General features: G+C 46.1%; 23 protein-coding genes. 12 read left to right on the forward strand and 11 right to left on the reverse strand.

Features of this window, described 5'->3' with window-relative positions; genetic code table 11:
• The first annotated feature begins 93 nt into the window (after window positions 1-93).
• Both ACLWNV_RS11805 and ACLWNV_RS11810 read left to right on the forward strand, forming a co-directional pair.
• On the forward strand, window positions 94-1,752 hold the full coding sequence (locus ACLWNV_RS11805; RefSeq protein ID WP_413584641.1) for a hypothetical protein: 1,659 nt from the start codon (window positions 94-96) through the stop codon (window positions 1,750-1,752).
• Between the two features lie 240 nt (window positions 1,753-1,992).
• On the forward strand, window positions 1,993-2,778 hold the full coding sequence (locus tag ACLWNV_RS11810; protein ID WP_413584642.1) for a murein L,D-transpeptidase catalytic domain family protein: 786 nt from the start codon (window positions 1,993-1,995) through the stop codon (window positions 2,776-2,778).
• Between the two features lie 51 nt (window positions 2,779-2,829).
• On the opposite strand, the gene lpxC is transcribed toward ACLWNV_RS11810, so the two are convergent.
• Genes lpxC through ruvC form a run of 5 tightly spaced genes read right to left on the reverse strand, consistent with a single transcriptional unit; the run spans window position 2,830 to window position 6,879 of the window.
• Window positions 2,830-3,741: a UDP-3-O-acyl-N-acetylglucosamine deacetylase gene (gene lpxC / locus ACLWNV_RS11815; protein WP_413584643.1), complete on the reverse strand. Its 912-nt coding sequence runs from the start codon at window positions 3,739-3,741 to the stop codon at window positions 2,830-2,832.
• Window positions 3,742-3,760: 19 nt separating this feature from the next.
• The gene (locus tag ACLWNV_RS11820) at window positions 3,761-4,765 is read right to left on the reverse strand and encodes an asparaginase (RefSeq protein WP_413584644.1); all 1,005 of its coding nucleotides are present in this window, start codon (window positions 4,763-4,765) and stop codon (window positions 3,761-3,763) included.
• Window position 4,766: 1 nt separating this feature from the next.
• Window positions 4,767-5,798: a Holliday junction branch migration DNA helicase RuvB gene (gene ruvB / locus ACLWNV_RS11825; protein ID WP_413584645.1), complete on the reverse strand. Its 1,032-nt coding sequence runs from the start codon at window positions 5,796-5,798 to the stop codon at window positions 4,767-4,769.
• The gene (ruvA, locus tag ACLWNV_RS11830; protein WP_413584646.1) at window positions 5,795-6,376 is read right to left on the reverse strand and encodes a Holliday junction branch migration protein RuvA; all 582 of its coding nucleotides are present in this window, start codon (window positions 6,374-6,376) and stop codon (window positions 5,795-5,797) included. Before ruvA ends, ruvB begins: the two co-directional genes overlap by 4 nt.
• The gene (gene ruvC, locus ACLWNV_RS11835; RefSeq protein ID WP_413584647.1) at window positions 6,373-6,879 is read right to left on the reverse strand and encodes a crossover junction endodeoxyribonuclease RuvC; all 507 of its coding nucleotides are present in this window, start codon (window positions 6,877-6,879) and stop codon (window positions 6,373-6,375) included. Before ruvC ends, ruvA begins: the two co-directional genes overlap by 4 nt.
• Before the next feature lie 60 nt (window positions 6,880-6,939).
• Here ruvC and ACLWNV_RS11840 point away from each other — a divergent pair, with 60 nt between their 5' ends.
• The 5 genes from ACLWNV_RS11840 to ACLWNV_RS11860 all read left to right on the forward strand — a co-directional run bounded on the left by ACLWNV_RS11840 (window position 6,940) and on the right by ACLWNV_RS11860 (window position 16,338).
• Window positions 6,940-7,770, forward strand: coding sequence for a tetratricopeptide repeat protein (locus ACLWNV_RS11840; protein ID WP_413584648.1), 831 nt, complete (start codon window positions 6,940-6,942; stop codon window positions 7,768-7,770).
• Between the two features lie 64 nt (window positions 7,771-7,834).
• A complete protein-coding gene (gene efp / locus ACLWNV_RS11845) occupies window positions 7,835-8,401 on the forward strand; it encodes an elongation factor P (protein WP_413584649.1) in 567 nt (188 codons plus the stop codon).
• 127 nt (window positions 8,402-8,528) lie between these two features.
• Window positions 8,529-9,578 carry a hypothetical protein gene (locus ACLWNV_RS11850; protein ID WP_413584650.1) on the forward strand — a complete coding sequence of 350 codons (1,050 nt, stop codon included), beginning with the start codon at window positions 8,529-8,531 and terminating at the stop codon, window positions 9,576-9,578.
• Window positions 9,575-13,540, forward strand: a complete 3,966-nt coding sequence (locus ACLWNV_RS11855; protein ID WP_413584651.1) for a translocation/assembly module TamB domain-containing protein — start codon at window positions 9,575-9,577, stop codon at window positions 13,538-13,540. Before ACLWNV_RS11850 ends, ACLWNV_RS11855 begins: the two co-directional genes overlap by 4 nt.
• Window positions 13,537-16,338: a POTRA domain-containing protein gene (locus ACLWNV_RS11860; protein ID WP_413584652.1), complete on the forward strand. Its 2,802-nt coding sequence runs from the start codon at window positions 13,537-13,539 to the stop codon at window positions 16,336-16,338. The genes ACLWNV_RS11855 and ACLWNV_RS11860 overlap by 4 nt, the downstream gene beginning before the upstream one ends.
• A gap of 69 nt (window positions 16,339-16,407) precedes the next feature.
• On the opposite strand, the gene ACLWNV_RS11865 is transcribed toward ACLWNV_RS11860, so the two are convergent.
• Window positions 16,408-16,686 (reverse strand): helix-turn-helix transcriptional regulator, encoded by a 279-nt coding sequence (locus tag ACLWNV_RS11865; protein ID WP_340596879.1) that lies wholly within the window; start codon window positions 16,684-16,686, stop codon window positions 16,408-16,410.
• Between the two features lie 183 nt (window positions 16,687-16,869).
• Here ACLWNV_RS11865 and ACLWNV_RS11870 point away from each other — a divergent pair, with 183 nt between their 5' ends.
• From ACLWNV_RS11870 to prpB, 4 genes are all read left to right on the forward strand, one after another.
• Window positions 16,870-17,628: an acyl-[acyl-carrier-protein] thioesterase gene (locus ACLWNV_RS11870; RefSeq protein ID WP_413584653.1), complete on the forward strand. Its 759-nt coding sequence runs from the start codon at window positions 16,870-16,872 to the stop codon at window positions 17,626-17,628.
• A complete protein-coding gene (locus ACLWNV_RS11875) occupies window positions 17,628-18,167 on the forward strand; it encodes a DOMON-like domain-containing protein (RefSeq protein ID WP_413584654.1) in 540 nt (179 codons plus the stop codon). Before ACLWNV_RS11870 ends, ACLWNV_RS11875 begins: the two co-directional genes overlap by 1 nt.
• Before the next feature lie 148 nt (window positions 18,168-18,315).
• Entirely contained in the window at window positions 18,316-19,824 is a 1,509-nt protein-coding gene (locus ACLWNV_RS11880; RefSeq protein WP_413584655.1) for an MmgE/PrpD family protein, read from the forward strand.
• A gap of 349 nt (window positions 19,825-20,173) precedes the next feature.
• The gene (gene prpB, locus ACLWNV_RS11885; protein ID WP_413584656.1) at window positions 20,174-21,073 is read left to right on the forward strand and encodes a methylisocitrate lyase; all 900 of its coding nucleotides are present in this window, start codon (window positions 20,174-20,176) and stop codon (window positions 21,071-21,073) included.
• 53 nt (window positions 21,074-21,126) lie between these two features.
• Here prpB and ACLWNV_RS11890 read toward each other — a convergent pair whose 3' ends face one another.
• From ACLWNV_RS11890 to ACLWNV_RS11900, 3 genes are all read right to left on the reverse strand, one after another.
• Window positions 21,127-21,462 carry a hypothetical protein gene (locus ACLWNV_RS11890; RefSeq protein WP_413584657.1) on the reverse strand — a complete coding sequence of 112 codons (336 nt, stop codon included), beginning with the start codon at window positions 21,460-21,462 and terminating at the stop codon, window positions 21,127-21,129.
• 378 nt (window positions 21,463-21,840) lie between these two features.
• Window positions 21,841-22,710: a DMT family transporter gene (locus ACLWNV_RS11895; RefSeq protein ID WP_413584658.1), complete on the reverse strand. Its 870-nt coding sequence runs from the start codon at window positions 22,708-22,710 to the stop codon at window positions 21,841-21,843.
• A gap of 82 nt (window positions 22,711-22,792) precedes the next feature.
• Window positions 22,793-23,053 carry a hypothetical protein gene (locus ACLWNV_RS11900; RefSeq protein WP_413584659.1) on the reverse strand — a complete coding sequence of 87 codons (261 nt, stop codon included), beginning with the start codon at window positions 23,051-23,053 and terminating at the stop codon, window positions 22,793-22,795.
• A gap of 94 nt (window positions 23,054-23,147) precedes the next feature.
• Between ACLWNV_RS11900 and ACLWNV_RS11905 the strand changes: the two genes are divergently transcribed.
• The gene (locus ACLWNV_RS11905) at window positions 23,148-23,594 is read left to right on the forward strand and encodes an Lrp/AsnC family transcriptional regulator (RefSeq protein ID WP_413584660.1); all 447 of its coding nucleotides are present in this window, start codon (window positions 23,148-23,150) and stop codon (window positions 23,592-23,594) included.
• A gap of 60 nt (window positions 23,595-23,654) precedes the next feature.
• Here ACLWNV_RS11905 and ACLWNV_RS11910 read toward each other — a convergent pair whose 3' ends face one another.
• Both ACLWNV_RS11910 and ACLWNV_RS11915 read right to left on the reverse strand, forming a co-directional pair.
• Window positions 23,655-24,032: a DUF333 domain-containing protein gene (locus ACLWNV_RS11910; RefSeq protein ID WP_413584661.1), complete on the reverse strand. Its 378-nt coding sequence runs from the start codon at window positions 24,030-24,032 to the stop codon at window positions 23,655-23,657.
• 23 nt (window positions 24,033-24,055) lie between these two features.
• Window positions 24,056-25,132, reverse strand: coding sequence for a hypothetical protein (locus ACLWNV_RS11915; RefSeq protein WP_413584662.1), 1,077 nt, complete (start codon window positions 25,130-25,132; stop codon window positions 24,056-24,058).
• Between the last annotated feature and the right edge of the window lie 79 nt (window positions 25,133-25,211).

Genomic DNA, 25,211 nt, shown 5'->3' on the forward strand with positions numbered 1-25,211 from the left:
GCAAATATACAAACCCGATCGACTTTCCTAAGCAAAATACTCCGGATCTTGTTATAAACCCGGGGATATTGTTTAAAGTCATTGGAGTTACTAATGAAATCAACATTTGCGATGTTCTTTTTGATTTTAACTGCTACTGCCGCAACAACGGCTGTCGCAGGACCGCGCGACTGGCGCATCACTCAACCGGCGTGGACCGAACAACACGAATACCAATTTGGACAGTTCGTGACCAAACTGGGTGCCGCTGTTGAAAATCGCCGATGCGCTACAGTGACTGAGTGTCTGAATAGCCCTGCGAATATGTTCTATGGAACTGATCCAGGTGGCATTCGCTATTTCGCTGATTGCGCAGATCTTCCTTATTACCTGCGTGCTTATTTTGCGTGGAAAATGGGTTTGCCGTTTTCCCATGCGACAGGATTCACTGCCAACCCTGCAGGACCTGAGGACTTCAACAAAGACATTCGTTATTCCACAAACGGAAACTCCGTAAAATATCGCCGAGATCTTTTGGCCCGCAAAAACAAGCTGCGTATGACGGCATTTCCTGATGCAGTGGATTTCCTGAATTCTGATTTAATCAACAGCGTTTCCACAGCAGCCTTCCGTATGATTGGTGATGCTCAGGGCGCAACTTATTCTGATTTCTATCCAGCTCGTCTGGATCGCAACGGTATCCGCCCAGGAACAGTGATCTACGACCCGAACGGACACGTGGCTATTATTTACCGCGTGACTGAAGCAGGTCGTGTTCTTTATATCGATGCCCATCCTGACAATACTTTGACAATGGGTCTTTATACTTCCAAGTTCATGCGCTCGATCCCAGGACAAGGTGCGGGTTTTAAAAACTTCCGTCCATTACAGTTGGTGGGAGCGTCCCTGGAAGGTAACGCTTATGTTGGTGGCCGTATTGAAGCCGCAGCTAACCGCGATCTTTCCGCTTTCGGCACAGAACAATTTTATGGCAATCAACCAGATCCATCTGGTGACTGGAAAAAAGGCCGCTTTGTTTTCCAAGGTCAGGAAATCAATTACTTTGAATACGTTCAGTTGAAATTGACGAATGGCGAACCGGTTATCGACCCACTTTTGGATATGAAATTTGAAGTGATCGATATTTGTTCTTCATTGAAAGACCGCGTGGCTGCAGTTGAACTGGCTCGCCGTGAAGGCATTCCTTTGAAACAGCATCCAGAGCGCCTGCCGGTGAATATCTTCGGGGCTACGGGTGAATGGGAGTCTTATGCGACACCATCACGTGATGCCCGCCTAAAAACTTCCTTCATGGATATTATGGCGCAGTCACAAAAAGCGATTCAAAAATGGCGCTCCCGTGACAGAACGATTCGCTACAACGGTGGCAACCTGGCAAAAGACCTTTTTGCGGTTTACTCTCAGGAAGCGACTTTGTGTAAGTTCTCTTACACGACTTCCAATGGAGACACTTTGTTGATGAATCTTGAGGCGGCTCGCCAAAGACTTTTCAACATGAGCTTTGACCCGTATCACTGCCCGGAGATGCGCTGGGGTGCCCGTATGCCGAAGGAACTTGCTTCTTGTACGGATGATCAAAATAAGAGAGCCTGGTTCGATGCCCAACGTTGGTTGCGCAATCAAACAGAGCGTCGCTATGACGTCAGAATGGACTACACTCTGGAACAACTTAGCCGCGGACCTAAACCGGGTGTCGGTACCGAGTCTGCTCCAAGTATCGACATCGTTGGCTACCTGAAATCCCAAATGTAATTTGCCTTAGAACCAACGGACACGTTTTGATAACACGAGACCTAACAAGTCTCGTGTTTTGCTTTTAGCATCCCGCTTCCGCCAAATGGCGTATATGTTAATCCCCTGCAATCTAAACTCGTGGAAACTGAGAGAAATTTGCAATAATTGCACTGAAACGTTGATTCTTAGTGGGATCACTCCTATATCCCCTGTGAAGTAATCATAATTAGAACTATCACTAAATTCTGTGGGGGATCTGTGAAAGTACAATTTATCACCGTGCTGTTGTCTTTGATTGCAACGTCGGCTGTGGCCGCTCCTTCTCAAGCAATCTATACTAAAATTTTGCAACAAGGCGTTCCTCAGGATGCCCTTGAGCGCACAGTACGTTTTATGGACGAGAACGCCGGTCGTTCTTTCCAGCAAAGCACTTATCAATGTGGCAAATGGCCTGTTGGCAGCATCAAACCTTGCGAGGAATCTGATCGCAGTCCTTCAACTCAAATCGTGACCTTGGAAAGTCCTGAGACAATCGCGATCATCGATTACTCTCAGCCTTCCACCAATCGCCGTTTCTTTTTAATCAATCTGCGCACCGGTGATGTGATTCGCTATTATGTGTCTCACGGTAAAGGCACTGGTAACAGCAACTGGGCGACTCGATTTTCAAATATCAAAGACTCAAAACAAACGTCCCTGGGCTTTTACCTGACGGGGGACTTCTATTACGGCTCATACGGTAAGACATTGCGCATGTATGGTTTGCAGTCTTCAAATGACCAGGCCTTCAACCGTGATATCGTTTTGCACGGTGCTTGGTATGTCGGCGAGAATTTCATCAACTCTAAAAATCCAAAAACAGGTCAGCCGTTTGGTCGCTTGGGAGTCAGCTGGGGTTGCCCGGCATTGTCCTTGTCCATCGCAACCAAGCTGATTCCGGTGTTGGAAAAAGGCAGTTTGATTTATCACTATCACAAAGATCTGATGGAAGCTGCGATGAGCGGCACTGAAGTGAGTGTGGCAGAACCGGCACGAAGAAAATAAAAAAAGGCGCTTGGAAAAGCGCCTTTTTTATTACTTGGATATTTCAAAAACCTATCGAGCGTCCAACGTCCAACCGGAAAACTTTTGGACTTCATCGTTGATGTCAGCACCCAGTTCCACGTGCCGGAAAGAATTCGGGGAATCCCAGATTTTCTTGACCAGCTTGTTCATGATGTCGTGGCCCGCTTTATAAAGCACCACGTGACCCATCATCGGCATTTCCAAAGTCACCAGATCCCCCAGGGCATCCAAAGCTTTGTGACGAACAAATTCATCCGCCCAGCGCAGGCCCTCTGGATTGATCACAGCTCCACCGTCCAGCACAATGCAATTATCCAGGCTTCCGCCCTTTGCCAGACCGCGGGCTTGAAGTGCTTCGACGTCTTTTAAGAATCCAAATGTGCGGGCGCTTGCGATATCGCGACCGAAAGACTGCTCATTAATATCCAGATCAATTGTTTGCTTACCAATCACCGGATGCGGGAAATCGATAGTCACGGTCACGCGCAGACCATGATATGGAACCACGTAGGCGTGTTTTTCACCTTCGCTAAAATAAATAGGTTCCGTGATATAGCAATACTTGCGGGGCTGATCCTGCTCAACGATACCGACATCCAAAAGAGCTTTTAAAAACTCCCCGGCGCTGCCATCGCAAATAGGAATTTCCGGCCCATCAAGTTCAATAAACAAGTTATCAATTCGTAGGGCTGAAAGTGCAGACAGACAATGCTCGATTGTCGCGACTGAAAATGCTTCGCCACCGATTGTGGTTTGATGGCTGGTTGCCTGAACATTGCGGGCTGTGACTTTTAAAGAGGGATTGCCTGGCAGGTCCTTACGAATAAAATAAACGCCCGTATCAGACGGTGCTGGCTTGAAAGTCAAAGTACATGGATCCCCTGAGTGGATACCAATGCCGTTAATCACCGTTTTTTTACGAATTGTTTTTTGTAAGAACATGGAGACAGTTTACCACCGTCTATTGGTCGTTAGCAATCCGCAACTTGCCGACAGGTTCGCCCTTCCAGTTCGTGATAATTGGCATAGTGAATTTCGAGAGAGCCTTTGCTTCCTCGACAGTCATGCCCCCTAATTGCAATAAAACCTGTGCCGTAGCCAACTGGGCTGCGCGACCCGCACCATCAGCGGTTTTAACCGCAAAGGCCATTTTCTTCTCTGGCAGAAAGCCTGCATAGACACCTTCGGCCCCGCCTTTGATAATAGCCCGGCCCTGTGTCTTTTCAATCACAGCTGTGGCGAAATCGTCACTGCCTGCGATATAGAACGGATTTCCGATAACAGCCTTGATGATGCGCTGGCAGGCGCCTTTTCTTAGAACCGGAGCTTTGGAATTTACAAAGATCGACATGCCCGAGGCAATCGCCTGGAGTGGAACTGCGTAAGTCGGAATACCACAACCATCCACCGCATGCGGAACTTTGCTGTGATCCACTTTCATGGTTTCAGTCAGAATGTTGCGCAATCTTTTTTGAGCGGCGTGTTCGTAGTTTGCGTAACCGTGAGGATCCTCGCCCAGATGCAGGCAGGTGGTGATCATGGCTTCGTGTTTGCCTGCGCAGTTATTGCAAAATGCGTTGGGCTTTTGATTGCGACGAATGAAATCATGCGCCGATGATTCGTTGTACGGTAAATGAGGCCCACAGGACAGCAGGCTTTCCGCAATCCCCACCTTTTCAGCCCATTGGGATAAAACGGCGAGATGCTCTTTTTCCCCGCGATGAGAGGCACACGCCAAAGCGATCATCTTGTCATCAAGACCGAATTTATCTGCAGCACCGGATTCGATGAGTGGAAGAGCCTGAAGCATTTTGATGGCGCTTCGAGGAAAGGTACCGAAACTGGGATTACCCCAGCCATGAAGCAGTTGCCCCAGCTCGTTCACAACAGCGACCATCACGTTGTGAACACTCTCGACTGCGGGCCCTCTAAGGACTTCGACGACGAGAGGCTGTCTTTTAAGCATACTATTTCTCCATTTGAATCATTTCTAAAACTGAATTCTTGGCGAACTCTGTGATCACGCGACCGCGCTGAGTTTTCTGAATGAATCCCTCCTGGATCAGGAACGGCTCATACACTTCCTCAAGTGTGTCACGCTCTTCACTGAGCGCAGCTGCTATTGTATCAATACCAACAGGGCCACCGGAATATTTTTCTTGAATCAGGCTCAAAATACGACGGTCCATGAGATCAAGGCCGTGCTTATCAACACCCAGCTGATCCAGAGCATATATCGCAATTTCTCGAGTGACGACGCCATTACCTTTGACTTGTGCATAATCACGAACACGCTTTAACAGTCTATTCGCAATACGAGGCGTTCCGCGCGCACGACGGGCCACTTCTTCGGCTCCGTCACTGTCAATTTCCACATTCAGTTTACGGGCAGATCTGATCAAGATTTTTTGAAGAGCCTCTTTGTCATAAAACTGAAGCCTTTCAACAATCCCAAAACGATCCCGGAATGGAGGATTTAAAAGTCCGGCTCGGGTTGTCGCCCCCACCAGAGTAAATGGCGCAAGTTGAAACTTCATTGAGCGCGCACCCAAACCATCACCCGTGACGATATCGATGTAGAAATCTTCCATCGCGGTATACAGATACTCTTCCACGTGACGGCTGAGGCGATGAATCTCGTCAATGAAAAGAACGGAGTTAGGCTTAAGCGAAGTCAAAATCGCAGCCAGATCACCTTTTTTATCAATCGCTGGCGCTGACGTCATTTTGATATCAGTGCCCATGTCATTTGCGATGATTTGTGCAAGCGTCGTTTTACCCAAGCCCGGAGGCCCGGAAAGCAAAACGTGATCCAGTGGCTCCTGACGAAATTTTGCGGCAGCGACAAAAACTTTGATTTTGTCTTTTACAATATCCTGTCCTGAGAACTCTGTGAAATCCTGGGGACGCAATTCGTTTTCCCAGGCCTTCTCCCCACCGCCGCTGCTGCTTTCGGTGATATCGCTATCTAAAATGCTGCCTTCAATAATACGACTCATGACAAGCTACCTGACAGTGTTTGGAAACCTTTACGAACACCCTCTTCAACTGTGATCGAAACCGGCAACGTGGATACGAATTGATCCACCATTTGGGATTTGTAGCCCAGGTTCAAAAGTGCTGAAGTGATTTGAGTCAAAGCTTCGGATTTTACTTTGGAGCTTTCTTCGATGGACACAAGTTTGCCCTTCAAAGTCAGAATGATCTGCTCAGCGGTTTTCTTACCAACTTTAGGCAATGCAGAAAGGCCTTTGGCATTTCCATTTTCAATCAGCTCATGAATTTGCGCAGGACGACCGCCTGACAAAATACTTAAAGCCATTTTTGGACCAACACCGTTTACTTTCAACAGGGACAAGAACAGATTCTTTTCCTCTTTGTCGTGAAAACCAAAAAGCGTCAGGGCATCTTCGCGAACGTGGGTATGAATCCAGACGATGATGTCTTTGCCCAGCAATGTTGTGAAGTCACCCAGAGTGTTGGAGGAGGCGAAAATCTCATAACCCACACCCTGCACATCGATCAGGGCTGAATCACCCAGGACTTCAATAATTTTTCCGCGTAAATAACCGATCATATACTCACCGCTTTTTGTAAAACTGCGTTCTTTTTCATTTCAAAGGCATGGTAGCAAGCCATGGCCAAAGCATCCGAGGCATCGATGCGATTGATGGCTTTAATTCCCAGCATGGCCAGCAATACCGCCTGCACGTCCTCTTTTGATGAACCACCGTTACCGGTGATTCCTTTTTTAACAGATCTTGTCGCATATTCCGCGACGGTGGCTTTACCCAAGCCGGCTTCGTACATCACCACTCCGCGCACATGCCCCAGCTTAAAAGCACTGTCGGCATTTTTGCCCATAAAGATTTTTTCGATCACCACTTGATGGGGACGATATTTCTCCATGACTTCGCGAAAGGCCAAACCAAGTTCTGTCATGCGCGCGGCAAAACCCATATCTTCTTCAAGCAAAATAACACCGTGATTGATGTGTTCAATTTTGCCATTGCTGATACGAACCACGCCAAAACCTGTGATGCGGGAACCGGGGTCCACCCCAAGAATCGTCAAACTCATACTTTTAATTTCATTCCGAACGTATTGCTAAGTCAATGAATGTGCACTAGAATCTGAATCATGCCAAAGATTGAAGCAAGCGCTATCGAAAAATATCAAGCTATCCTGGCAAAGGATCCAACATCTCAGGTGTTTGCACCTCTGGCGGAAGCCTACAGAGAGATGGGCATGATGAAAGAAGCGCTGCAGGTTGTGACTTCTGGCGTTCAACGCCATCCGCAATTTGTTGGAGGATTGGTCACATACGCAAAAATTTTGCGCGACGCAGGTCAAATCGGCCGCGCCATTGAGGCCCTGAAAAAGGCCACAGGACTGGCTTCCGAGAATATTCTTGCTCATCAACTTCTGGCAGAACTGCAGCTTGCAAACAAAAATCCAAAGGAAGCCCTGAAGGCTTTCAAGATGGTTTTATTCTTAAATCCCAACTCTCAGTCTGCACAAAAAGCCGTGCAGAAATTGGAATCACTGACCGCGGATGAGTACGACGACGAAGTCTTTGCAATGGCAAAACTTCCACAGGTGAATTTGGATACTCCACCGGTTGAGCAGACCGTTCCGGGAACTAAAACCGGAGCTGCGACGGAAGTTTTCAAGCCACAACCTGTGCCTAGAAATAAGGCATTTGAACGCATGCTGTCTTTGATTGATGCCTTCATCGTGCGCAATGATCTTGAAAAAGCTCACGCTCTTTTAAAGGACACCCGCGTGGAATTTGGCGATCACGCCGAGATCGAAAGAAGAATGAAGACTCTGCAGGTACGTTATAATGAACCTGACGAGCCCGTTCCATTGAAGCCACTGCTTCCCCGTGAAGAGATGGTGCGCAAAAAGAAGATCGAAACCCTAGAGATGATGCTTCGCAAAATCGAAGACTACCGCTCCCATATTTGACTTTACCCCGGGCAGTTGGGCTATATTACTCGTCTTGAGTATTTAGTTTAACACCGAGGTAAGAATGTACGAAACGTCAGATTTCCGTAAGAATTTGAAAATCATGGTTGAGGGTAAGCCTTACGTGATCGTGGACTTCCAACACGTAAAACCAGGTAAAGGCAACCAATTCACTCGCACAAAATTGAGAAACATGCTGACAGGTCAAAACCTGGAAGTGACTTTCAAATCTGGCGAAAAATTTGAAGTACCAAACGTTGAAAACAAAGAGATGAACTTCTTGTACAAAGACGACACTGGCTACAACTTCATGTCCAATGAGACTTACGAACAAATTGCTATGTCTGACGAAGACCTTGGCGAATCTAAATTCTACCTTACTGAAGGTTTGAAAGTTGTTGTTCTATTCTACAACGAAAAAGCCGTAGCTGCTGACGTTCCTAAAGCTGTAAACCTATTGGTTGCACAAACTGATCCGGGCATCAAAGGTGACCGTGTTACTGGTGCTTCTAAACCAGCAACTATGGAAACTGGCTTGGTAGTGAGCGTGCCGTTACACATCAATGAAGGCGATACATTGCGTATCGATACTTCAACTGGTGACTACGTAGAGCGCGTAAGCCAAAGATAGTTCCCAAAAAATATTGCTAACGCAAGATATTAAGTCTCCGCAAGTACTCGTTTTTATCTCAAAATAAACGGGTTAGTCTGAGAGCTTCAACAAACCATTGGAGCTCACTTCAGAGCGGAGGCTTTTTTTGTCCACTTTTATTGAGTTGGAAATTCAAAATTTACTCAATGAGACCAGTGATCTGGATGAAGTGGCTGCACGACTTATCTCCTCTCTTGATTCCTCCCCTGACCAGGTTTCCCTTGATAACATCAATGCCCTTGCGCGCTTTTTGAATTTAAGCGGACGCCATCTGCAACTTGCAAACTTCGTTATCAAACATCTCGATAATGAAAACTTCCCGGTGCCTTGGCCTTACTTTATGGAAGCTTTGGGACATGCCTCTTTGGAACTGGATGAAAGAGTCATCGCCGCCTTGATCGAAGGCATTCAGGAAAGTGAATCGGAAAACGAAGCGGCCCGCTCTCAGGCATTGAACACGCGCTCGGCCCTTTTGGGTGAGTGGCGTTCAAATCGCAAGTACCGCATTCACAAAGATTTTCTGAATAACAAAAAAAATCTTCTGGATCAGTTGATCACCTTGCGCACGCAACAACTGTACGAGCAGGAAAAAGTTTTACTGGCTCGTTTGCAGAAACTGTATCCCGGCGATAACGACGTGAACAACGAAGTGCGCGAGCACAGACAGCGCCATGCTTTGGAAATTTTAGCCAGACGCTCACCGCGCGCCCGGGATCCAAAGCCTGAAGAATTATCTCCGAAAGATCCTGAAGTCGAAAAGGTGCTGTTGGTTTTATTGCAGAACCTGCGCGATCACGCGGAACAAGATCCGGATATGGCTTTTGATTTTGCCATCGCCGCTTTCATGCTGGAAGGCTATGAAACAGCTTTGGATATTCTGCAATTCTGCGAACCTTCTGAAAGCTTTCACTGGTTCCGCCTGGAAGTGCTATTACAATGCCGCCGCTTTATTGAATTACTTAATGAGATCTCCCACGTGGAGCTTGCTTATGCTCACGAGCCGGAAACTTTTTTCGCCACCGCTTATCTGCGTGCACAGGCAATGTGGGGTATCGGTCAGAAACACACGGCCGTTGAAATCCTGGAAGGCTTGCTTGCTTCGCGTCCTCATTACCGTGCGGGAAGTGCGTTGCTAAGTATCTGGAGCGGTCAATGAAGCGTGTCTTTTGGATTTTGATCACTCCGACATTGGCATTTTTAATTTTATGGGGCTTAGGCACCTGGCTGGTGATTCCGCGTCTGGAAACCTGGGCACTCAGTGAGCTGCAGGATTTTTCAAAAAAATCTTTGCCCGTCGAAGTTCAAGCTGATCGCCTGCGCATTCGCATCCTTAGCACTTCGGTAGCTTTGGAAAACATCCGCATAGTTTCCAAAGGCGAAATCGCCAAAATCACCGAGGAAGTGCGCGTGGCCCGGGCTCGTGTGCAATTGGATTTCTTTTCCCTTCTGGGCGGGCGCCTTAAACTTTCGGCCCTGGTGATTGATTCTCCGGAAGCTAAAATCAACATTGATCCTTTGATCAAGGACGACTCCAAACCAACTCCACTTCCGATGGATGAGATTTTCTCGATCACCGAGAAAATTCCATTGCAAAAAGTCCTGGTTCAAAATGTTCACGTCCTTGTTAGTTCTGACAAACTGGGATTTCATGCAGAAGCGAGCAACATCGGCCTGCTATTGACCAATATGGGCCGTAACATCACTGCCAAGCTGGATACGCCGGCATTGGCTTTGTCGATGAAAAAGCTGGGGCAGTTTTCAGGTTCGCTGGACACGCACCTTTACTTAACCCGTCAATCCTTACGCATCCTGCAACTGGGTGTTCGCCTTGATGAGTCCGAGATTTTGGTTCGTGGTGAGCTGACTGATTTTAGAAACGTGACGATCAAACCTTCTGGAGTTCTGGATCTAAACGCGAAAATTTCACTGGCGGACCTTTACAAAGAACTTCAGGACATTAAGACCACTTCTAAAATCCCCCGTCTTTCAGGAACTCTGAAGACCGACGCTGAAGTCCGCTTTAATGGCCTTAACGATATCAAGGGTAAAGCTGATCTCATCACCGAGTCTGTGGTGGTTTCCAAATTCGCGTTAGGCGATGCCCACATTAAAGGTGAATACAACGACAAGACGTTTTCGTTTTCAGAGGTATCGGTCAGCCACCCAGCCGGTGAAGCCAAGCTTAACAAATCAGAATTTCGCCTGAACGATAATTATGATTTCAAATCCACTGTGAAAATCGATAATCTGGATTTGCATAAACTGTTTGTATCCCTGGATCTGGCAAACATCCCCGTGGGCGTGCAGCTTCAAGGATCCCTGCCTTGCTCGGGCCACATTCTGCCGTCTTTTGAACTAAGCTGTGATGACGGTGTTTTGACAGGCCAAAAACTTTGGGTGAAGTCTGAAAACACCCCCAAGGGTCTGGAAATCGTTAATCTGAATGACATCAAAGTCACTGGCAAAGCCAAGATGACAACATCCGCGGTCAGCTACGACACTCACCTTCAAATTGGCAGCAGTGTCGGCACCAGTGATGGAGTTATTGATTTCGATAAAGGTTTTAAGATCAATTATAAAACCAAAAAACTTGAGATGAAAGACATCCACAATCTGGCTCACCTTAAGATGGTCGGAAATGCCAGCATTGAGGGTTCGACTCAAGGTAATGCAAGTACTGCCACCATGGACCTGACCCTGAACGTTCGGGATTTCGTCTTTGAGGATTTCGTCCTGGGTAATGCGATCACTAACGTGCAGTTGAAAAAAGGACATCTGATCTTTTCTGAAATTGCGGGGGCTCAAAACCGCACGCAGTACATCGGTGACCTAGATATTAACTTAAATAACAGCACTTTGGTGGGCACTTTCAGTGCGCCAACCGCAGAACTTGCTGACGTGGCAACTATCATCTCTGGAATTTATAAATTCCCATTCGCAATTCAGGGTATTGGTGCCGCAAAAGCGACTGTTCAAGGTCCTTTGAATTTCTGGAAAATGAATTACAAACTGGATTCGGCGTTTAAAAATGTAACTGCCGGCGAAGAATCCTTTGATCAGTTGCACTTTAACGTTGATGCCACCAACGGTAATATCACGGCTCGCAAAGTTCAGCTTTTAAAGAACAGCTCTGTTGCCAACGTTACAGGGGGTATCAGTTCCGACAAGATTTTAAATCTGATCGTCGATGCTAAAAACTGGCGCCTGGAAGAATCCAACATCATCACTCAGATCGCCGACAATATTTACGGGAATCTGAATGCTTCTGCGGAGATTAAGAATTCCTTTAGCGACGCCCGCGTTGAAGCTAAAGGTGCATTGACTGAAACTGTGCTTGAAGATCAGGAAATCGAAAATTCTACTTTCCAGCTGGGCATTGATCAAAAAAGTTTCGGCGGTCAAATCAAGCTGTTCGGTGATAAAGTCCAAGGCAGCTTCCAGTATCCGTTTGAAAAAGTGTCTCCGCTAAGAATTCAGATGAAGACCAACAATTGGACTTTTGCGACTTTGCTGGCGTTAATCGGCGGCGCGAATCTGGCGAGCGAATACGACTCCTCTTTGACTTCAACTATTGATCTGCGCTCCGATTCCGGAGACATCTTTAAATCCACCGGCAAGATTCTGATCGAGGGCTTTCATCTAAAACGTGGCAGTTCAAGTATTTCCAATAACGGCCCGATTGAGATCACCACTGAAAATGGCTCGGCTTCTTTCAAAAACTTTGTCCTGCGTGGTCCGCAAAATTCAATTCAGATCAAGGGCACTCATTTTACCGCGGATCGTTTGAACATGGATATTCAGGCCCGCACAGATCTGCGCCTGCTGCAAATCTTCACTCCGTTTTTGGATGACTTGGGTGGCCCTTTGCGTGTGTCTGCTGCCGTGTCTGGAAGAATCAGCAAACCTGAAATTCTGGGCACAGCCAACCTGACCCGATCTTTTGTTAAACTTAAAGGCTTCCCGCATCCGCTGGAAAAACTGCAGGCAAATGTTTCCTTCTCTCAATCCCGTATCATCATCAACGACATCAAAGGTAATATCGCTGGTGGTAATCTGACTGGTGATGGCAGCGTTCTGATTAACGGCATTCAGGATTTACCAACTTCAGTCCGCGCTCACCTTGAAGGTATCACACTGAATGTTCCTGACCGCGTTCATACCAGTGGTGATGCTGACTTGTTGTTCTCGGGTAAATGGTTCCCGTTTGTACTTTCTGGAACTTATCGTGTGAATGGCGGAATTTTTGAGCGCGAGTTTATTGAGGGCGGAAACGGTATTTCCAACATTCAACAAAGTGCTTACCTGCCAAAAGTTTTACGTGAAAATCAGTTTGAACCGGTGTTGCTGGATATTCAGATCAATCTGGAAAAACCATTGGCAGTAAAAAACTCTATGTTCGATGGAGCAGTTTCAGGTCAGTTGGCCGTCAAAGGACCTCCTTCGAATCCGGTACTTTTGGGTAAGCTTGTGACGGAAAAACGTTCGAAGCTGATCTTTAAGGACCGCCACTTTGATATTCAAGCCGGCAACGTGGACTTTTCGGATCCAAACCAGATCAACCCTAATTTGTACGTTACAGCCACTTCCCGCGTGAACGAATATGATGTCAGTCTTTTTGCTCAGGGCTCTGCCAAAAATTTAAATATTAAAATGACCAGCGTGCCGCCATTGTCAGAACAAGACATTGTTTCATTGATTGCATTGGGCGTGACTTCACAAAGTATGGCGACATCGGGCCAATCCAAAGCTTTGGCAGACCAAGCAGGACTTGAGGTTGCTGGTGCGGCCTTTGCCAAAGAAATCAATAAGCCACTGGAAAGCACACTGGGACTGAATCTGTCTGTGACTTCCCAGTATGACTCCACTCGCAATATCAGTATTCCAAAAATCACTTTAACCCGTCGCCTGACGGAGAAGATGAAAGTTTCCGGCAGTCGTCAAGTGGGCGATATCTCGGGTTACGATGTGAAGCTTGAGTATTTGTTAAATCCAAACTGGACAGCCGTGGGATCTTTTGAGAATAAAAATATTTACGAAAACAGTACTTTGCAAAATACTCCCATCGAGAACGAAAGTATCTTTGGTCTAGATCTTGAATTTAAAAGGGAGTTCAAATGATCCGAGCTCCCCTGCTGACTGCACTTGCAACTGTCTTGCTGATGCAAGCCTCATCGGCTTTGGCAAAAGGCCTGGATATTTCCAGCCTGCCCGCTGAAATGCAAAAAGAGCTGGTTCAGCGTTATCCCGCAATTACCAAGGACTATATTCCTTTAAGTGTCATTGACGATGTTTTGCGCTTTCTGCAACCGAAGCCCTTATTTGATCGCGTAAAAGTGGTTGAAGGTGCCGCGGGTTCCTACAAACTGGAATACGTCATTGCAAGGCGCATTGGTGACATCAGCGTTGCGGGGAACAAGTTTTTCTCTAACTCTGAAGCACTTTCCTATTTTGCAGTTAAATCCGGCGACGTCTTTGACCAGCAAGAGCTTGCGGAACAAGGTGAAAAACTGCGCCTGGCCTATAAGGAACAGGGCTATTTCAATGCGGTCGTGGATATTGAAATGCCTCCTGGTAAAGATGAAAACGTCGATATCGTTCTGAAAATCACGGAAAACAAACGCACCGTCATTCACAATCTGATTGTGCAAAGTGCGAATCTGGCGCTGAATAAAGCTCTGGTGGGTGTCATCGACTCCAACCTGGGTGACCCTTTGACGGACAAAACTTTGACAGATATCACGAAGTCCGCCCGCTCCTTCCTGAATAGCAAACGTTTTGTTCGTGCTGATTTTGTCGGTCCCAAGATTGAATACAGTGCCGATGAATCCCAGGCCATTTTGACTTACCGGGTGGACCGTCCGGAAACTTTCAAATTTGAATATGAAGGTGCTGAGCTGCGCAGTCGTCGCAGTCTTAAAAACGCCTTGGACCTGGATAATTTTTATTCCGCCAACCCTAATATCGGAAATGAGCTCTCCGGCAAGCTGCGCGATTATTATTTGTCAGAAGGCTATGCCCGCGCTGAAGTCAGCAGTCGCGAAGAGGAAGATGGCAGTCCTTACGACCGAAAAATTATTTTCAGCATCGAAGAAGGTCCCCGCGTAAAAATTCAGGGTATCAATGTTACGGGAAAATTCAGCCGCGATCCCCAGTATTATGCTGATATTATTCAGAACTATAGCTCCCTTATCGTCTCCAAAGGTTTTTACAACAAGGCTGACATCGATACAGGTATGAAAAACCTGCTGCTGTCCCTGCAAAATGAAGGTTATCTTCAGGCGCGGGTCATTTCCAGCCGGTTGATTTATAATAAGGAAAAAGACAAGGTTACCATTTACGTGAACATGGACGAAGGCCCTTTGACGATGCTTCAGTCCGTTTCCTTTATGGGCAATCAGACTTACAAGAACGAAGAGCTTTTGAAAATCACCGGGCTTACCACGGGTCCGCTGAAGCTGAATCAAATCGATGCCGCAGTAAAAAACCTTAAGGATTTTTACCATAATAACGGCTACATCGAAATGCTTCTGCTAAATGAAAAAGAAGACCTGGTCACTTACGATGAAACGAACACCAAGGCTTCTTTAAATTTCAAAATTTTTGAAGGTCCTCAGGTTCGTGCAGCCTCCATCATCCTTGAAGGCAACACATTCACTCGTGATTACGTGCTCTACCAGGAATTGGAAATCCGTCAGGGTGAACTGATCACGCCGAAGAAAATCGAAGATTCTATCTATCAGCTGCAAAAAACGGGATTATTCAACACCGTGGACGTGCGAACTTTGGAAGAAAAAACCAATATCGCCGATCGTACCGTCATTGTTCGCATTACTGAGCGTGAACCCGGAACGTTTAACATCGGTGCCGGTGTGACCAATGAAAGAAAACTGACCTTGCGTGGATACACGGGTGTCTCGTACCGCAATCTTTTAGGCACGGGCCGTGGGGTTTCCCTGCGTTTGGAAGGAAACTATAACATCGCCGATGTGAAGTACCTTGAGCACAAAGTTGTTGCCGGTTACCTTGAGCCTTACTTGTTTGGCTCCCATATTCGTGGTCGTGTGAATATCACTCTTTCCAGTCAAATCACGGACTTTAACGTTAAGCAGGTCACGGATTTGAATCAGTACACTTACACGATTGAAAAAGACCTGACTTCTAAAATTCTGGGAACTTGGGATATTTATTCTTTGGCGCAGGTAAAGGACTACGGTCTTGACGAGACCTATCCGTATATACCGACAAACCAGGATATCGTGACTACGGGCCCGAATATTGACTTCGACTTTAGGGACAATCCTTTCAACCCGACAGCGGGAACGTTCACGCGTATCAATGCGGAATATTCCGATCCATCTTTTGGTGGAACTGAAACGATCAACTACTGGCGTGCAGTCGCTGCGATCACTTTTTACAACCGCGTGGGTACGGCCCAAAAACAACCGATCATCTGGGCCAACAACTTCCGTGGGGGTTACCTGAAAAACTTAAGTCAGTTGCCTGATACTCCGAACCGCCAAAATGGTGTGCCTTGGGATAAAAAAGGTTTCAGTCTGGGTGGTATTTCTACGGTTCGTGGTTATGAAGCGGGTACCGAGTATTTCCCGAACAACAATGACCTGGGAATCGCCGGCAGTAACCAAAAATACTATCTGACGACAGATTCAACCATGGGTCTGATCAAATCTGAATTGCGCTTCCCGGTCTATGATGCCTTGGGCGGAGCTGTTTTCTATGACGGTGGTATCGTGGCGATTCAGGGATTGGACATTCACGAGCCTTACCGCGCGGCGACTGGTTTCGGCGTTCGCTACAACACTCCAGTGGGTCCTTTGAGTGTCGATATTGCCTGGAAACTGAACATGCAACCTGGCGAAGAACCTTGGCGCCTGCATATTTCCATCGGAACGTTCTAATATAAAAAATTAAAGCCAAAAAAAAGCCCGATCGCAATGACCGGGCTTTTTTATTTTTTAAATTAAAATCTAGCGTGATTTTGAACTTGCAAACTTGCGGCGCAAATCCTGAGTCACCTCTTGGATTGTCGCATTCAATGTCACTTCGAATAGGTCTTCAGCTGAAATTTTGTACAGCTCGCCCAGTTTTTTCAGAGCGTTAATTGGCGGATGAGATACCCCACGCTCCCAGTTAGAAATAAATTGAGGAGTTGAGTAGCCCAATTTGTCTGATACGTCTCTTTGCGAAAGACCAGCAGCTACGCGCTTTGTTTTAAGAAAGTCAGCTAACATATTTTTTTGTCTCATATACCCGCCTGAACGAAAATAATCATAAACAACTTTTCAAAATGTGACAAACTGATTTGGGGAAAACACCAAATCATCAACTAAACATAGTATACATCACTTGTTCTAAATTCCGTCCTGTTTTTTCTCACTTGTTATGTAAAATAACATAAGGCGGCTGCAAAACAAGAGAAGGACTCAATTATGAACTCTAAAACCTGGAATGAAGTCTTCAAAATTTCATCTCAATCGGTTAATGCTCGAGGAGTTTTGGGGCTTTTTGGACTGTTAAACCTGCTGCAAGAAACTGCCTGGATGCATGCCGAAACAATCGGCTTCGGTGCTGAGCAAATGACCCGGGACAAGATGTACTGGGTTATCACCCGCCAGAAAGTCGAGATGAAACGATGGCCTGCCTTTGGCGAAACCATCCGGATTCAGACCTGGCTTCGCCCGCCTGAAGGGGCTTTTGTCATGCGCGGATTTAAAGTTATCGACTCCCAGGATCAGGTGATCGGCACCTGTACGACGTCTTTTTTGGCTTTGGAACAAGCAACCGGGCGGATTTTACCTGTTGAAGGCATTCGCCCCTGGAAAGACCTGATTGCCGACGAATTGCTCACATTGGAGACTGAAAAGATCCCGGTTCGGGGTCAATACCGAAAGCTTGCCCAGTTCGCGGTTCGCAATTCCGATCTGGATATCAACCAACATGCGAACAACGCCAAATATGCCCAGTGGATATTGGACGCGATCCCTTACGAGCTTCACAAGACTCTGAAACTGAATTCCTACTCTGTTAATTTTTTGGCAGAAACCAAACTGGGTGATACTGTTGAAATTGAACAGAGCGAGGATGATTCTTCAGAAACCGGCAACGGAGGCTCCACCGTTTATCGCGGGGTGCGCACTTCTGATGGCAAGAATCTATTCACCGCCCGACTGAACTGGGAGAGACGGTAGTGCTTGAGCTTAAGCCTTTTGCGGAAACTGCATTCACGAAATTATTTAAACTGGAATCCCAGGTTTACGTGACGTCGCCAGATGAAGTGATTCTTGAATTCTTTCTGCTAGGCCCCACTCGTCACTTGCACTTTCCTCCACAGCGGGAAGATGCTGAAGGAACTGTTCCGCGCCGGGATGAACTGTGGAAGACCACTTGTCTGGAAGCTTTTTTTAGCTTTGATCAAAATGCTGACTCCCCCTATTTGGAAGTTAATTGCTCGCCCAACGGCGACTGGAATGCTTATTCTTTCATCAGTTATCGGCAGGGTATGAAGGCTGACGGCACGGCTTCGGTCAGTTTAAGTCATCGATCGCTCGAGTCTGATCAGGCGGTCTTTCGGGTTAAGATTCAATCCCCGGCTTTGCGCCAATTTAAAAAATTGGGAATCACTGCCGTGATCGAATTTTCTGATGGTTCCAAGTCCTACTATGCCCTGTCTCACCCAGGCACCCAGGCTGATTTTCATAATAAAGCGGCGTTCTCGTATTCCCTCTAGAGGAGCATCGCAGAAACCACCCACTTTCCCTCTCAGTTCCTTGACCACTCAGAGCGTGGCAAGTTAGCTTTGTTTGCTTTCATTTAATAATAAATAACGCGATAAGTCTTAGGGCTTTTCGTAAAGCAAATGGACTGAGAGGACTTCCATGAAAAAACACACAGTGCGTGTTTATCCATCTAAAGAAAAATTGGATCGTAAAGATCAACTAGCTTGGAAAATTGCAGAAATCGCTTCTGACAATGCTCCAATCAAAGCAGACGTTTTGGATATGGTTATCAACCGTATCATCGACAATGCCTCTGTTGCTATCGCTGCAGCAAACCGTCGTCCGGTTGCTTCTGCCCGTGCAATGGCGATTGCGCATCCTCGTAATGGTGGCGCGACTGTTTTCGGTATGCCGAACGATCAAAAATTTGACTGTGAATGGGCTGCATGGGCCAACGGTACTGCGGTTCGTGAATTGGATTTCCATGACACTTACCTTGCTGCTGACTACTCTCACCCTGGTGACAACATTCCAGCTATCCTGGCAGTTGCTCAACAAATGGGTAAGAACGGTAAAGAACTTCTTAAAGGTATCGTAACTGGTTACGAAGTTCACGTAGACCTGGTGAAAGCTATCTGCCTTCACATGCACAAAAAAGACCATATCGCTCACTTGTGCCCTGCTCAAGCGGCGGGTATCGGTACTTTGTTGTCTCTTCCAACTGAAACTATTTTCCAGGCAGTTCAACAAGCGGTTCACGTGTCTTTCACAACTCGTCAATCTCGCAAAGGTGAAATCTCTTCCTGGAAAGCTTACGCTCCAGCACACGCTGGTAAACTAGCTGTTGAAGCTGTTGACCGTGTTATGCGTGGTGAAGGTGCTCCGTCTCCAATCTATGAAGGTGAAGATTCCGTTATCGCTTACATGCTTGACGGCAAAAACGGTAAATACGAAGTTCCACTTCCAGAAGTTGGCGAAGAAAAACGTGCGATCCTTGAGACTTACACTAAAGAGCACTCTGCAGAGTACCAATCTCAGGCATTGATCGATTTGGCTCGTAAAATGAAACCAATGATCAAAAACTTTGACGATATCAAAGATATCGTGATCCACACTTCTCACCACACTCACTACGTAATCGGTACTGGTGCGAACGATCCACAAAAAATGGATCCTACAGCTTCCCGCGAAACTCTTGATCACTCGATCATGTACATCTTCGCAGTGGCTCTTCAAGACGGTACTTGGCACCACGTTAACTCGTACGCTCCAGAGCGCGCGCAACGTGCTGACACTGTGGCTTTGTGGCACAAAATCTCCACTATCGAAGACAAACAATGGACTGCTTGGTACCACGAGACGGATCCAGATAAAAAACGCTTCGGTGGCCGCGTAGAAATCACTATGAAAGACGGTTCTAAGATCGTTGATGAACTTGGTGTGGCTGATGCGCATCCGGCTGGGGCTCGTCCGTTCAAACGTGCTGACTACATCCGTAAGTTTGATACTTTGACTGAGGGGATTATCACTAAAGCAGAGCGCGATCGTTTCATCGGTCTTTGTGAGAATTTGGAAAACTTGACTGCTGAACAGGTTCAACAGTTGAACGTTCAGATTCCTATCGACAAATTGGTTAACAACAAACGCGACAACAAAGGTATCTTCTAGTTGCGAAGTCCGTCGGCGGTGAGCCTGGGCTTGGTCTTTACGAGACCCGGCCATCCTGGCCTCACCGCTTCGCCTTTGGCGAGGGCCTTCCGGGCCCCGCGGAGGTCTCTACAAGACCAAGCCCAGTCTCACCACCGACTCCTTGGTACTTAAGACATCTTTGATTTCTTTATGTTGAGATCAATTTTGATTTGGAAGTGGTACAGTTAATATTGATCGGGTTCATGGGCCTTCTTTTCAAATTTCATAAAGCCTTGAATCGTAGATTTTGATTTTGTTTTTTAATTCCGTTGCCCTGGTTCACTTTCGGATTTCCGTTGAGATGACCTGAGGTTTTTTTGGAGGTTCTATGTTGTTTCCTGAAATTACTCCGGCTCAGAAGCGTAAGAATTTTAGAGATGCTTTGAAGACTGGGAAGCTTTTGCAGATGCCGGGGTCTTGGTCTCCGTTGGCTTCTATGGCTATTGAGAAGGCTGGGTTTGATGGGGTTTATATTTCTGGGTCGGTTCTTTCGAATGACCTTGGGTATCCTGACATTGGTTTGACTTCTTTGACTGAGGTGGCTCAGCGTGGACGTCAGATTGCTCGTACTACTTCTTTGCCTACTATCATTGATATCGACACTGGTTTCGGTGAGCCGATGAGTGCTACTCGTACGGTTCAGGAGATGATTGAGATGGGGCTTGCTGGTTGTCATATCGAAGACCAGGTAAATCCTAAGCGTTGCGGTCACCTTGATGGTAAATCTCTTGTGGGTCGTGATGAGGCTGCTCGTAAAGTGGCGGCGGCGGCTCGTGGTAAGAAACTTGATGAGAACTTCCTTTTGATCGCTCGTACGGATGCTCGAGCTTCTGAAGGTTTGGATAAAGCAATTGATCGCGCGAAAGCTTACATCGATGCGGGTGCCGATTGTATCTTTACTGAGGCTCTTGAGAACGAGAAGGAATTTGAAACTTTCCGTAAGGCTGTTTCTGTTCCTTTGCTTGCGAACATGACTGAGTTTGGTAAAGGCCGTCTGTTCACTTACACTGAGCTTTCAAACCTTGGTTACAACATCGTGATTTATCCTGTGACGACTTTCCGTCTGGCGATGGGTGCGACTGTTGCTGGTTTGGCTGAAATTAAAGCTAAAGGGACACAGGAAGGTTTGCTTGAGAAAATGCAAACTCGTAAGGATCTTTATGCTTTGACTCGTTATGATGAGTACAACAGCTTTGACCAGAATATCTTTAACTTCACTTTGAAGTAGTTTTTGGTTTTTTAGTATGAATGAAAAAGGCAGGTTTTTGACCTGCCTTTTTTTTATGCTCGCTTTTTTGTGGTGGCGCCTTTGCCAATTTTTTTTGGTAAAGTTACAACCTTGCGGACTTCACTGACATCGACTAGTTTATCGTTAACGTACAGGTGAATCAGTGAGCTTAATAAAGTCTGATAGCCCATTCCTTTTTCATCTGCTTTTAACATCAAAAGTAATAAATCAGCGTTATTTACACGCATATTGATTTTACCTTCCTTAACTGCCGCTTTAAATTGTTCGTTTCGTTTTTTTACGACCTCAAAGCGTTCCGGGTCATCTACCCATTCTGAAAAATTATCTTCAATTTCCTTCAATGTCGGAACTTTCAATTTTTTAGACATAGCCAAACTCCCGCATTAGTTTTCTGGACTTATACATTGTTATATATCGATCCGGATCTCTGCCGATAACCACTGCCCACACATAGTTATCGAAATAAAAAATCTCCAACCACTGGTTCTCATAAGTAGGACTCTTCCTAGTAGTAAGTAAGCGCCCGTTCAAAACAACCTCGTCAAACGAAGCTCCCCGTTCCTTTTTAAGTCTTAGATTTTTAACTGGATCATATTTTCTCATAAATACCTTATCAATATGTATGGCCATTGTCCATACATCTAAAAATAATCTGTATTTTAGAGTTCCACTTCACAAATAACGCCAATTCTTCGATGAATTAGGTATTTAGTAAGTGTATTGACCGGTCGTGTTTCGGATTACTTTTAATCAATGACTGGAGCTGCTTGTGTTTCTTTAGCTTCAGAACGAAGCAGTACGATAGAAGCTCCAACGATCAGAACTCCACTCAGCGCTATCCAACCCGTTAATGGCTGATTGAACAGCAGCGCTGCGAACAAAACAGCATAAACCGGTTCAAGCGCGATGAAGGCGCTACAGGTGGATGCCGAGAGTTTTGTTAGGGCAAATAGATAGAGCTGGTGCATGAGCGCTGTGGTTACCACCCCCAGGATCACGAGCCATCCCACTGTTTGAAGCGATTCTGGTTTTGGTTCTGCGAATGGCATGAGTGGAAGCATGCATAAGCACACGATCACATTTTGAACAAAGGAGACCGTGAGCGATGTGTACTTTGCAGTCAGGTGTTTTGCTTGAATTCCAAAGATCGCGAATGTAATCGCCGACGCAAAGCCTGAAACTAACCCCCACATCGCTGTTCCTTCTGCATGAAGATCGACCAGCAGCGATACGGCGATGATGATTGCAATTCCTGATGCCACTTCATACCAGTGCGGTTTTCTTTTCGAGCGGAAGGTTTCGATTATGACCGTAAATAAAGGAAAGCTTGCGAACGTAAGTGTTGCAATGGGTATTCCTGCGAGTTGAACGGACGCAAAGAACGTCAACCAGTGCGTTGTTAATAGCACTCCTGTTAAAAGAAAAAGTCGCCAGTCTTTTGCTGTTGATCTTGGATGGAGTTCTCCCCTGACCATTCCGACGATGATCAGCGCAAGACTTGCGAATCCTGCGCGACATCCGACGATCCAAAAGGGCGAAACATGAAGCTCGCCAAACAAAGCAGCGGTTCCAAAAATAATTGCGGCAAGATTTATGGCGATCAGTCCTGATTTCACTGAAATAAAATAACTGCTTGTCGAACAGAAATCACTAATTACCTAAAAAAGGTAACTATCTGCCTATTTAGGCAATTTGTTTTTATGAACGTTTGCCAAAGAAACCATGGGCGCGTTGTTTGAACTGAACTTCTAAACTGAGTTCTTCCGTCAGGGCTTCGATGAGTGGTTCTTGATGAGCGACATCCAAAGTTTCACCGGGACGATAAATCAAGTCTTGGGAGCATTTGAAGGTCACCCACCCGATGCCGCTTGCGACTTTGACCGAGATATCCGTTACGCCTTCTTTTAGAAGATCCGGGCGCCACAACTCACCTTTATGAAGCTTAATCATATAAACCATATGCCTTATTTTACCTAATAGTGTTAGGCTGATATAGAGAAAAGCCAGGATTCCATAAATATCGAATGGCATTCAGCCAAAGGCGGGAGAGACCATGTTGCTCGACGAAACAGACAGAAAAATATTAAGCTTGCTGAAAGAAGACTCGCGTATGCAGTTTGCTGAGATCGGCAAGAAAGTAAATCTTTCGGCTCCAGCAGTTCACGCCCGCGTGAAGAAAATGGAAGCAGCAAAGATCATTCAAGGTTATTCGGTCGCGATTGATCCGGTGGCGGTGAATTCAGGTTTATGTGCCTTTGTACGAATTGCGATTAGCAAAGGAACTTCTTCGGGACTAGCGAAAGACCTTAAAAAGTTTAAGCAGATCGAAGAATGCCACGGCGTTGCTGGCGAAGACTGCGTAATGGTAAAGTTGCGCGTAGGAACTACATTAGAGCTATCAAAGTTGATCGATCAGATACGCGGTATTGATAGTGTAGAGAGAACTTTGACAGTCGTAGTTTTAGAAACTCACTTCGAACGCGGTTTACAACCCGCTTAGCGGAATGACGTTCACGTAATTTCCACACCCGCTACGGGTGTAGAAATTGCCGCTATGAAATTACTTAGGGAAATGTTTGTAGTACAGGTCCCATGAATCGATCATGGAGTTGTCATCGAAAACACAGGCGTCGTACTGGTCGCCGTTTGTGGCTTTTAGGATTCTGTTTTTAGCTCCCACGTCCCAGCAATACAAAGCTGCGGGATTCCCCGCCAGGGGTGTTGGATTCTTTGTTGGTGTTTTTGCTTTGCCAACAAAAGTTGCCCAAGCTTTGCAGTTTGGTCTTCCACCTTTGAAGCAAGCTTCGTTCAGGTTTGCTTTTTGGTAAGTCTTGAATTTTACGTCTGTGTACTTGTCGTTATTGTAGTATTTCAGTGTCTGATCCGCTTGAGCGTATGAGAACATCAATAAAATAGAAATTGCTGTAAGTGTTTTCATAGATCCAATTCCATTCTGTAGGATTATTTTTTATCGCCTATCCAGCTTAAAGTAGCTTCGGTATAAAAGGTTCTGTCTAAAACCGTCTTTGCATCTACCCAACCGTCGTCATTTTTCGACTGCCAGCTTTTGCCCCAGCTATTTAAAATCTTAATCGAGTCGACGCAGCTGCCTTTTGAATTGCAGGTCTTACGGTAGCCCGCAATAACCACGGCGTGCATATTCTCACACTTCTTTTTTGATGGTTTTGCATCCAAGCAAATATTCCCTAATCCTAAAGGACGCTTTTCGTTTAGTACTCGCTTAATCAAACCAATGGACTCTTTGTAGTTTCCAATCTTTTGACCCTCTGGATAATACTTGGATTCAATTTTGTCTGTGAATTCCACCGAGAGTGCTTTACTTAACTTGTTACACTCGGGGGAAATTAGAATGCGATCAAAAAATTCCGCATAGGTCTTCTTGCCAAACGCCTTTAGCATCGCGTCGTTTGACAGATTCAGATTTAGATTTTCTTCGATTTCTGTTTTTGCCGTTGCATAGAAATCACTTAAACATTCATCACAATCTTTCGGCAGACTCTTTGACTTGTCATAAAGGGCCTTCATCTTTTTCCAGATTCCCAACTGAATTTCACTGGCCTCTTGAGCTCCGCCGATGCGGCTTAAAATTTTATCCAATGAAAGACATTGCTCAGATGGAGACACACTTCCGCCCTCAACCAGTTCCCAAAGTGTAATTGCAATATTCCCGCCGTATGGATCCACAGCGTCCTTTGAGGATTGGGACGCTTTCTTGGAACCGTCTTCCTCGGGTCGACCCCAGTGAGCGAGCCCCAACGGTGAAAAGACCTGGTCAGACGAAATAGATTTACAGTCCTTTTTTAGGGATCGACAGTTTTCCGCTGTTAGCAAAGTCGATGCAGCAACGGCGTAGCAAACTCCCAAAGTGTCTTGTGAAAGTAATGGCGGAACGTTGTCGATCTCAATTTGAGACTTTTGATCTACCTTATACTGTTGCGGATCCAGAGTTTTAAAACCATAGACTTCAGCCCCACTGACCACTGGAAATAAACAGAGTACGCCCATCCACCATTTCATATATTGATTTCAGCATAGAATTCTCAATATGAGAACCACGCGAATTTTCCAGCTTTCGCCTCTAAACAAAACAGGACCT

The organism is Bdellovibrio sp. HCB274 (assembly GCF_047306075.1).
In the GTDB taxonomy this organism is placed as follows: domain Bacteria; phylum Bdellovibrionota; class Bdellovibrionia; order Bdellovibrionales; family Bdellovibrionaceae; genus Bdellovibrio.

Bases quoted from the DNA above. Each gene is read 5' to 3' on its own strand.
- ACLWNV_RS11890 (WP_413584657.1), bottom strand. From the start codon at position 21,462: ATGTCTAAAAAATTGAAAGTTCCGACATTGAAGGAAATTGAAGATAAT.
- prpB (WP_413584656.1), top strand. From the start codon at position 20,174: ATGTTGTTTCCTGAAATTACTCCGGCTCAGAAGCGTAAGAATTTTAGA.
- ACLWNV_RS11900 (WP_413584659.1), bottom strand. From the start codon at position 23,053: ATGGTTTATATGATTAAGCTTCATAAAGGTGAGTTGTGGCGCCCGGAT.
- ACLWNV_RS11820 (WP_413584644.1), bottom strand. From the start codon at position 4,765: ATGCTTAAAAGACAGCCTCTCGTCGTCGAAGTCCTTAGAGGGCCCGCA.
- ACLWNV_RS11865 (WP_340596879.1), bottom strand. From the start codon at position 16,686: ATGAGACAAAAAAATATGTTAGCTGACTTTCTTAAAACAAAGCGCGTA.
- ruvA (WP_413584646.1), bottom strand. From the start codon at position 6,376: ATGATCGGTTATTTACGCGGAAAAATTATTGAAGTCCTGGGTGATTCA.
- ruvB (WP_413584645.1), bottom strand. From the start codon at position 5,798: ATGAGTCGTATTATTGAAGGCAGCATTTTAGATAGCGATATCACCGAA.
- lpxC (WP_413584643.1), bottom strand. From the start codon at position 3,741: ATGTTCTTACAAAAAACAATTCGTAAAAAAACGGTGATTAACGGCATT.
- ACLWNV_RS11840 (WP_413584648.1), top strand. From the start codon at position 6,940: ATGCCAAAGATTGAAGCAAGCGCTATCGAAAAATATCAAGCTATCCTG.
- ACLWNV_RS11805 (WP_413584641.1), top strand. From the start codon at position 94: ATGAAATCAACATTTGCGATGTTCTTTTTGATTTTAACTGCTACTGCC.
- ACLWNV_RS11855 (WP_413584651.1), top strand. From the start codon at position 9,575: ATGAAGCGTGTCTTTTGGATTTTGATCACTCCGACATTGGCATTTTTA.
- ACLWNV_RS11905 (WP_413584660.1), top strand. From the start codon at position 23,148: ATGTTGCTCGACGAAACAGACAGAAAAATATTAAGCTTGCTGAAAGAA.
- efp (WP_413584649.1), top strand. From the start codon at position 7,835: ATGTACGAAACGTCAGATTTCCGTAAGAATTTGAAAATCATGGTTGAG.
- ACLWNV_RS11915 (WP_413584662.1), bottom strand. From the start codon at position 25,132: ATGAAATGGTGGATGGGCGTACTCTGTTTATTTCCAGTGGTCAGTGGG.
- ACLWNV_RS11880 (WP_413584655.1), top strand. From the start codon at position 18,316: ATGAAAAAACACACAGTGCGTGTTTATCCATCTAAAGAAAAATTGGAT.
- ACLWNV_RS11860 (WP_413584652.1), top strand. From the start codon at position 13,537: ATGATCCGAGCTCCCCTGCTGACTGCACTTGCAACTGTCTTGCTGATG.
- ACLWNV_RS11870 (WP_413584653.1), top strand. From the start codon at position 16,870: ATGAACTCTAAAACCTGGAATGAAGTCTTCAAAATTTCATCTCAATCG.
- ACLWNV_RS11910 (WP_413584661.1), bottom strand. From the start codon at position 24,032: ATGAAAACACTTACAGCAATTTCTATTTTATTGATGTTCTCATACGCT.
- ruvC (WP_413584647.1), bottom strand. From the start codon at position 6,879: ATGAGTTTGACGATTCTTGGGGTGGACCCCGGTTCCCGCATCACAGGT.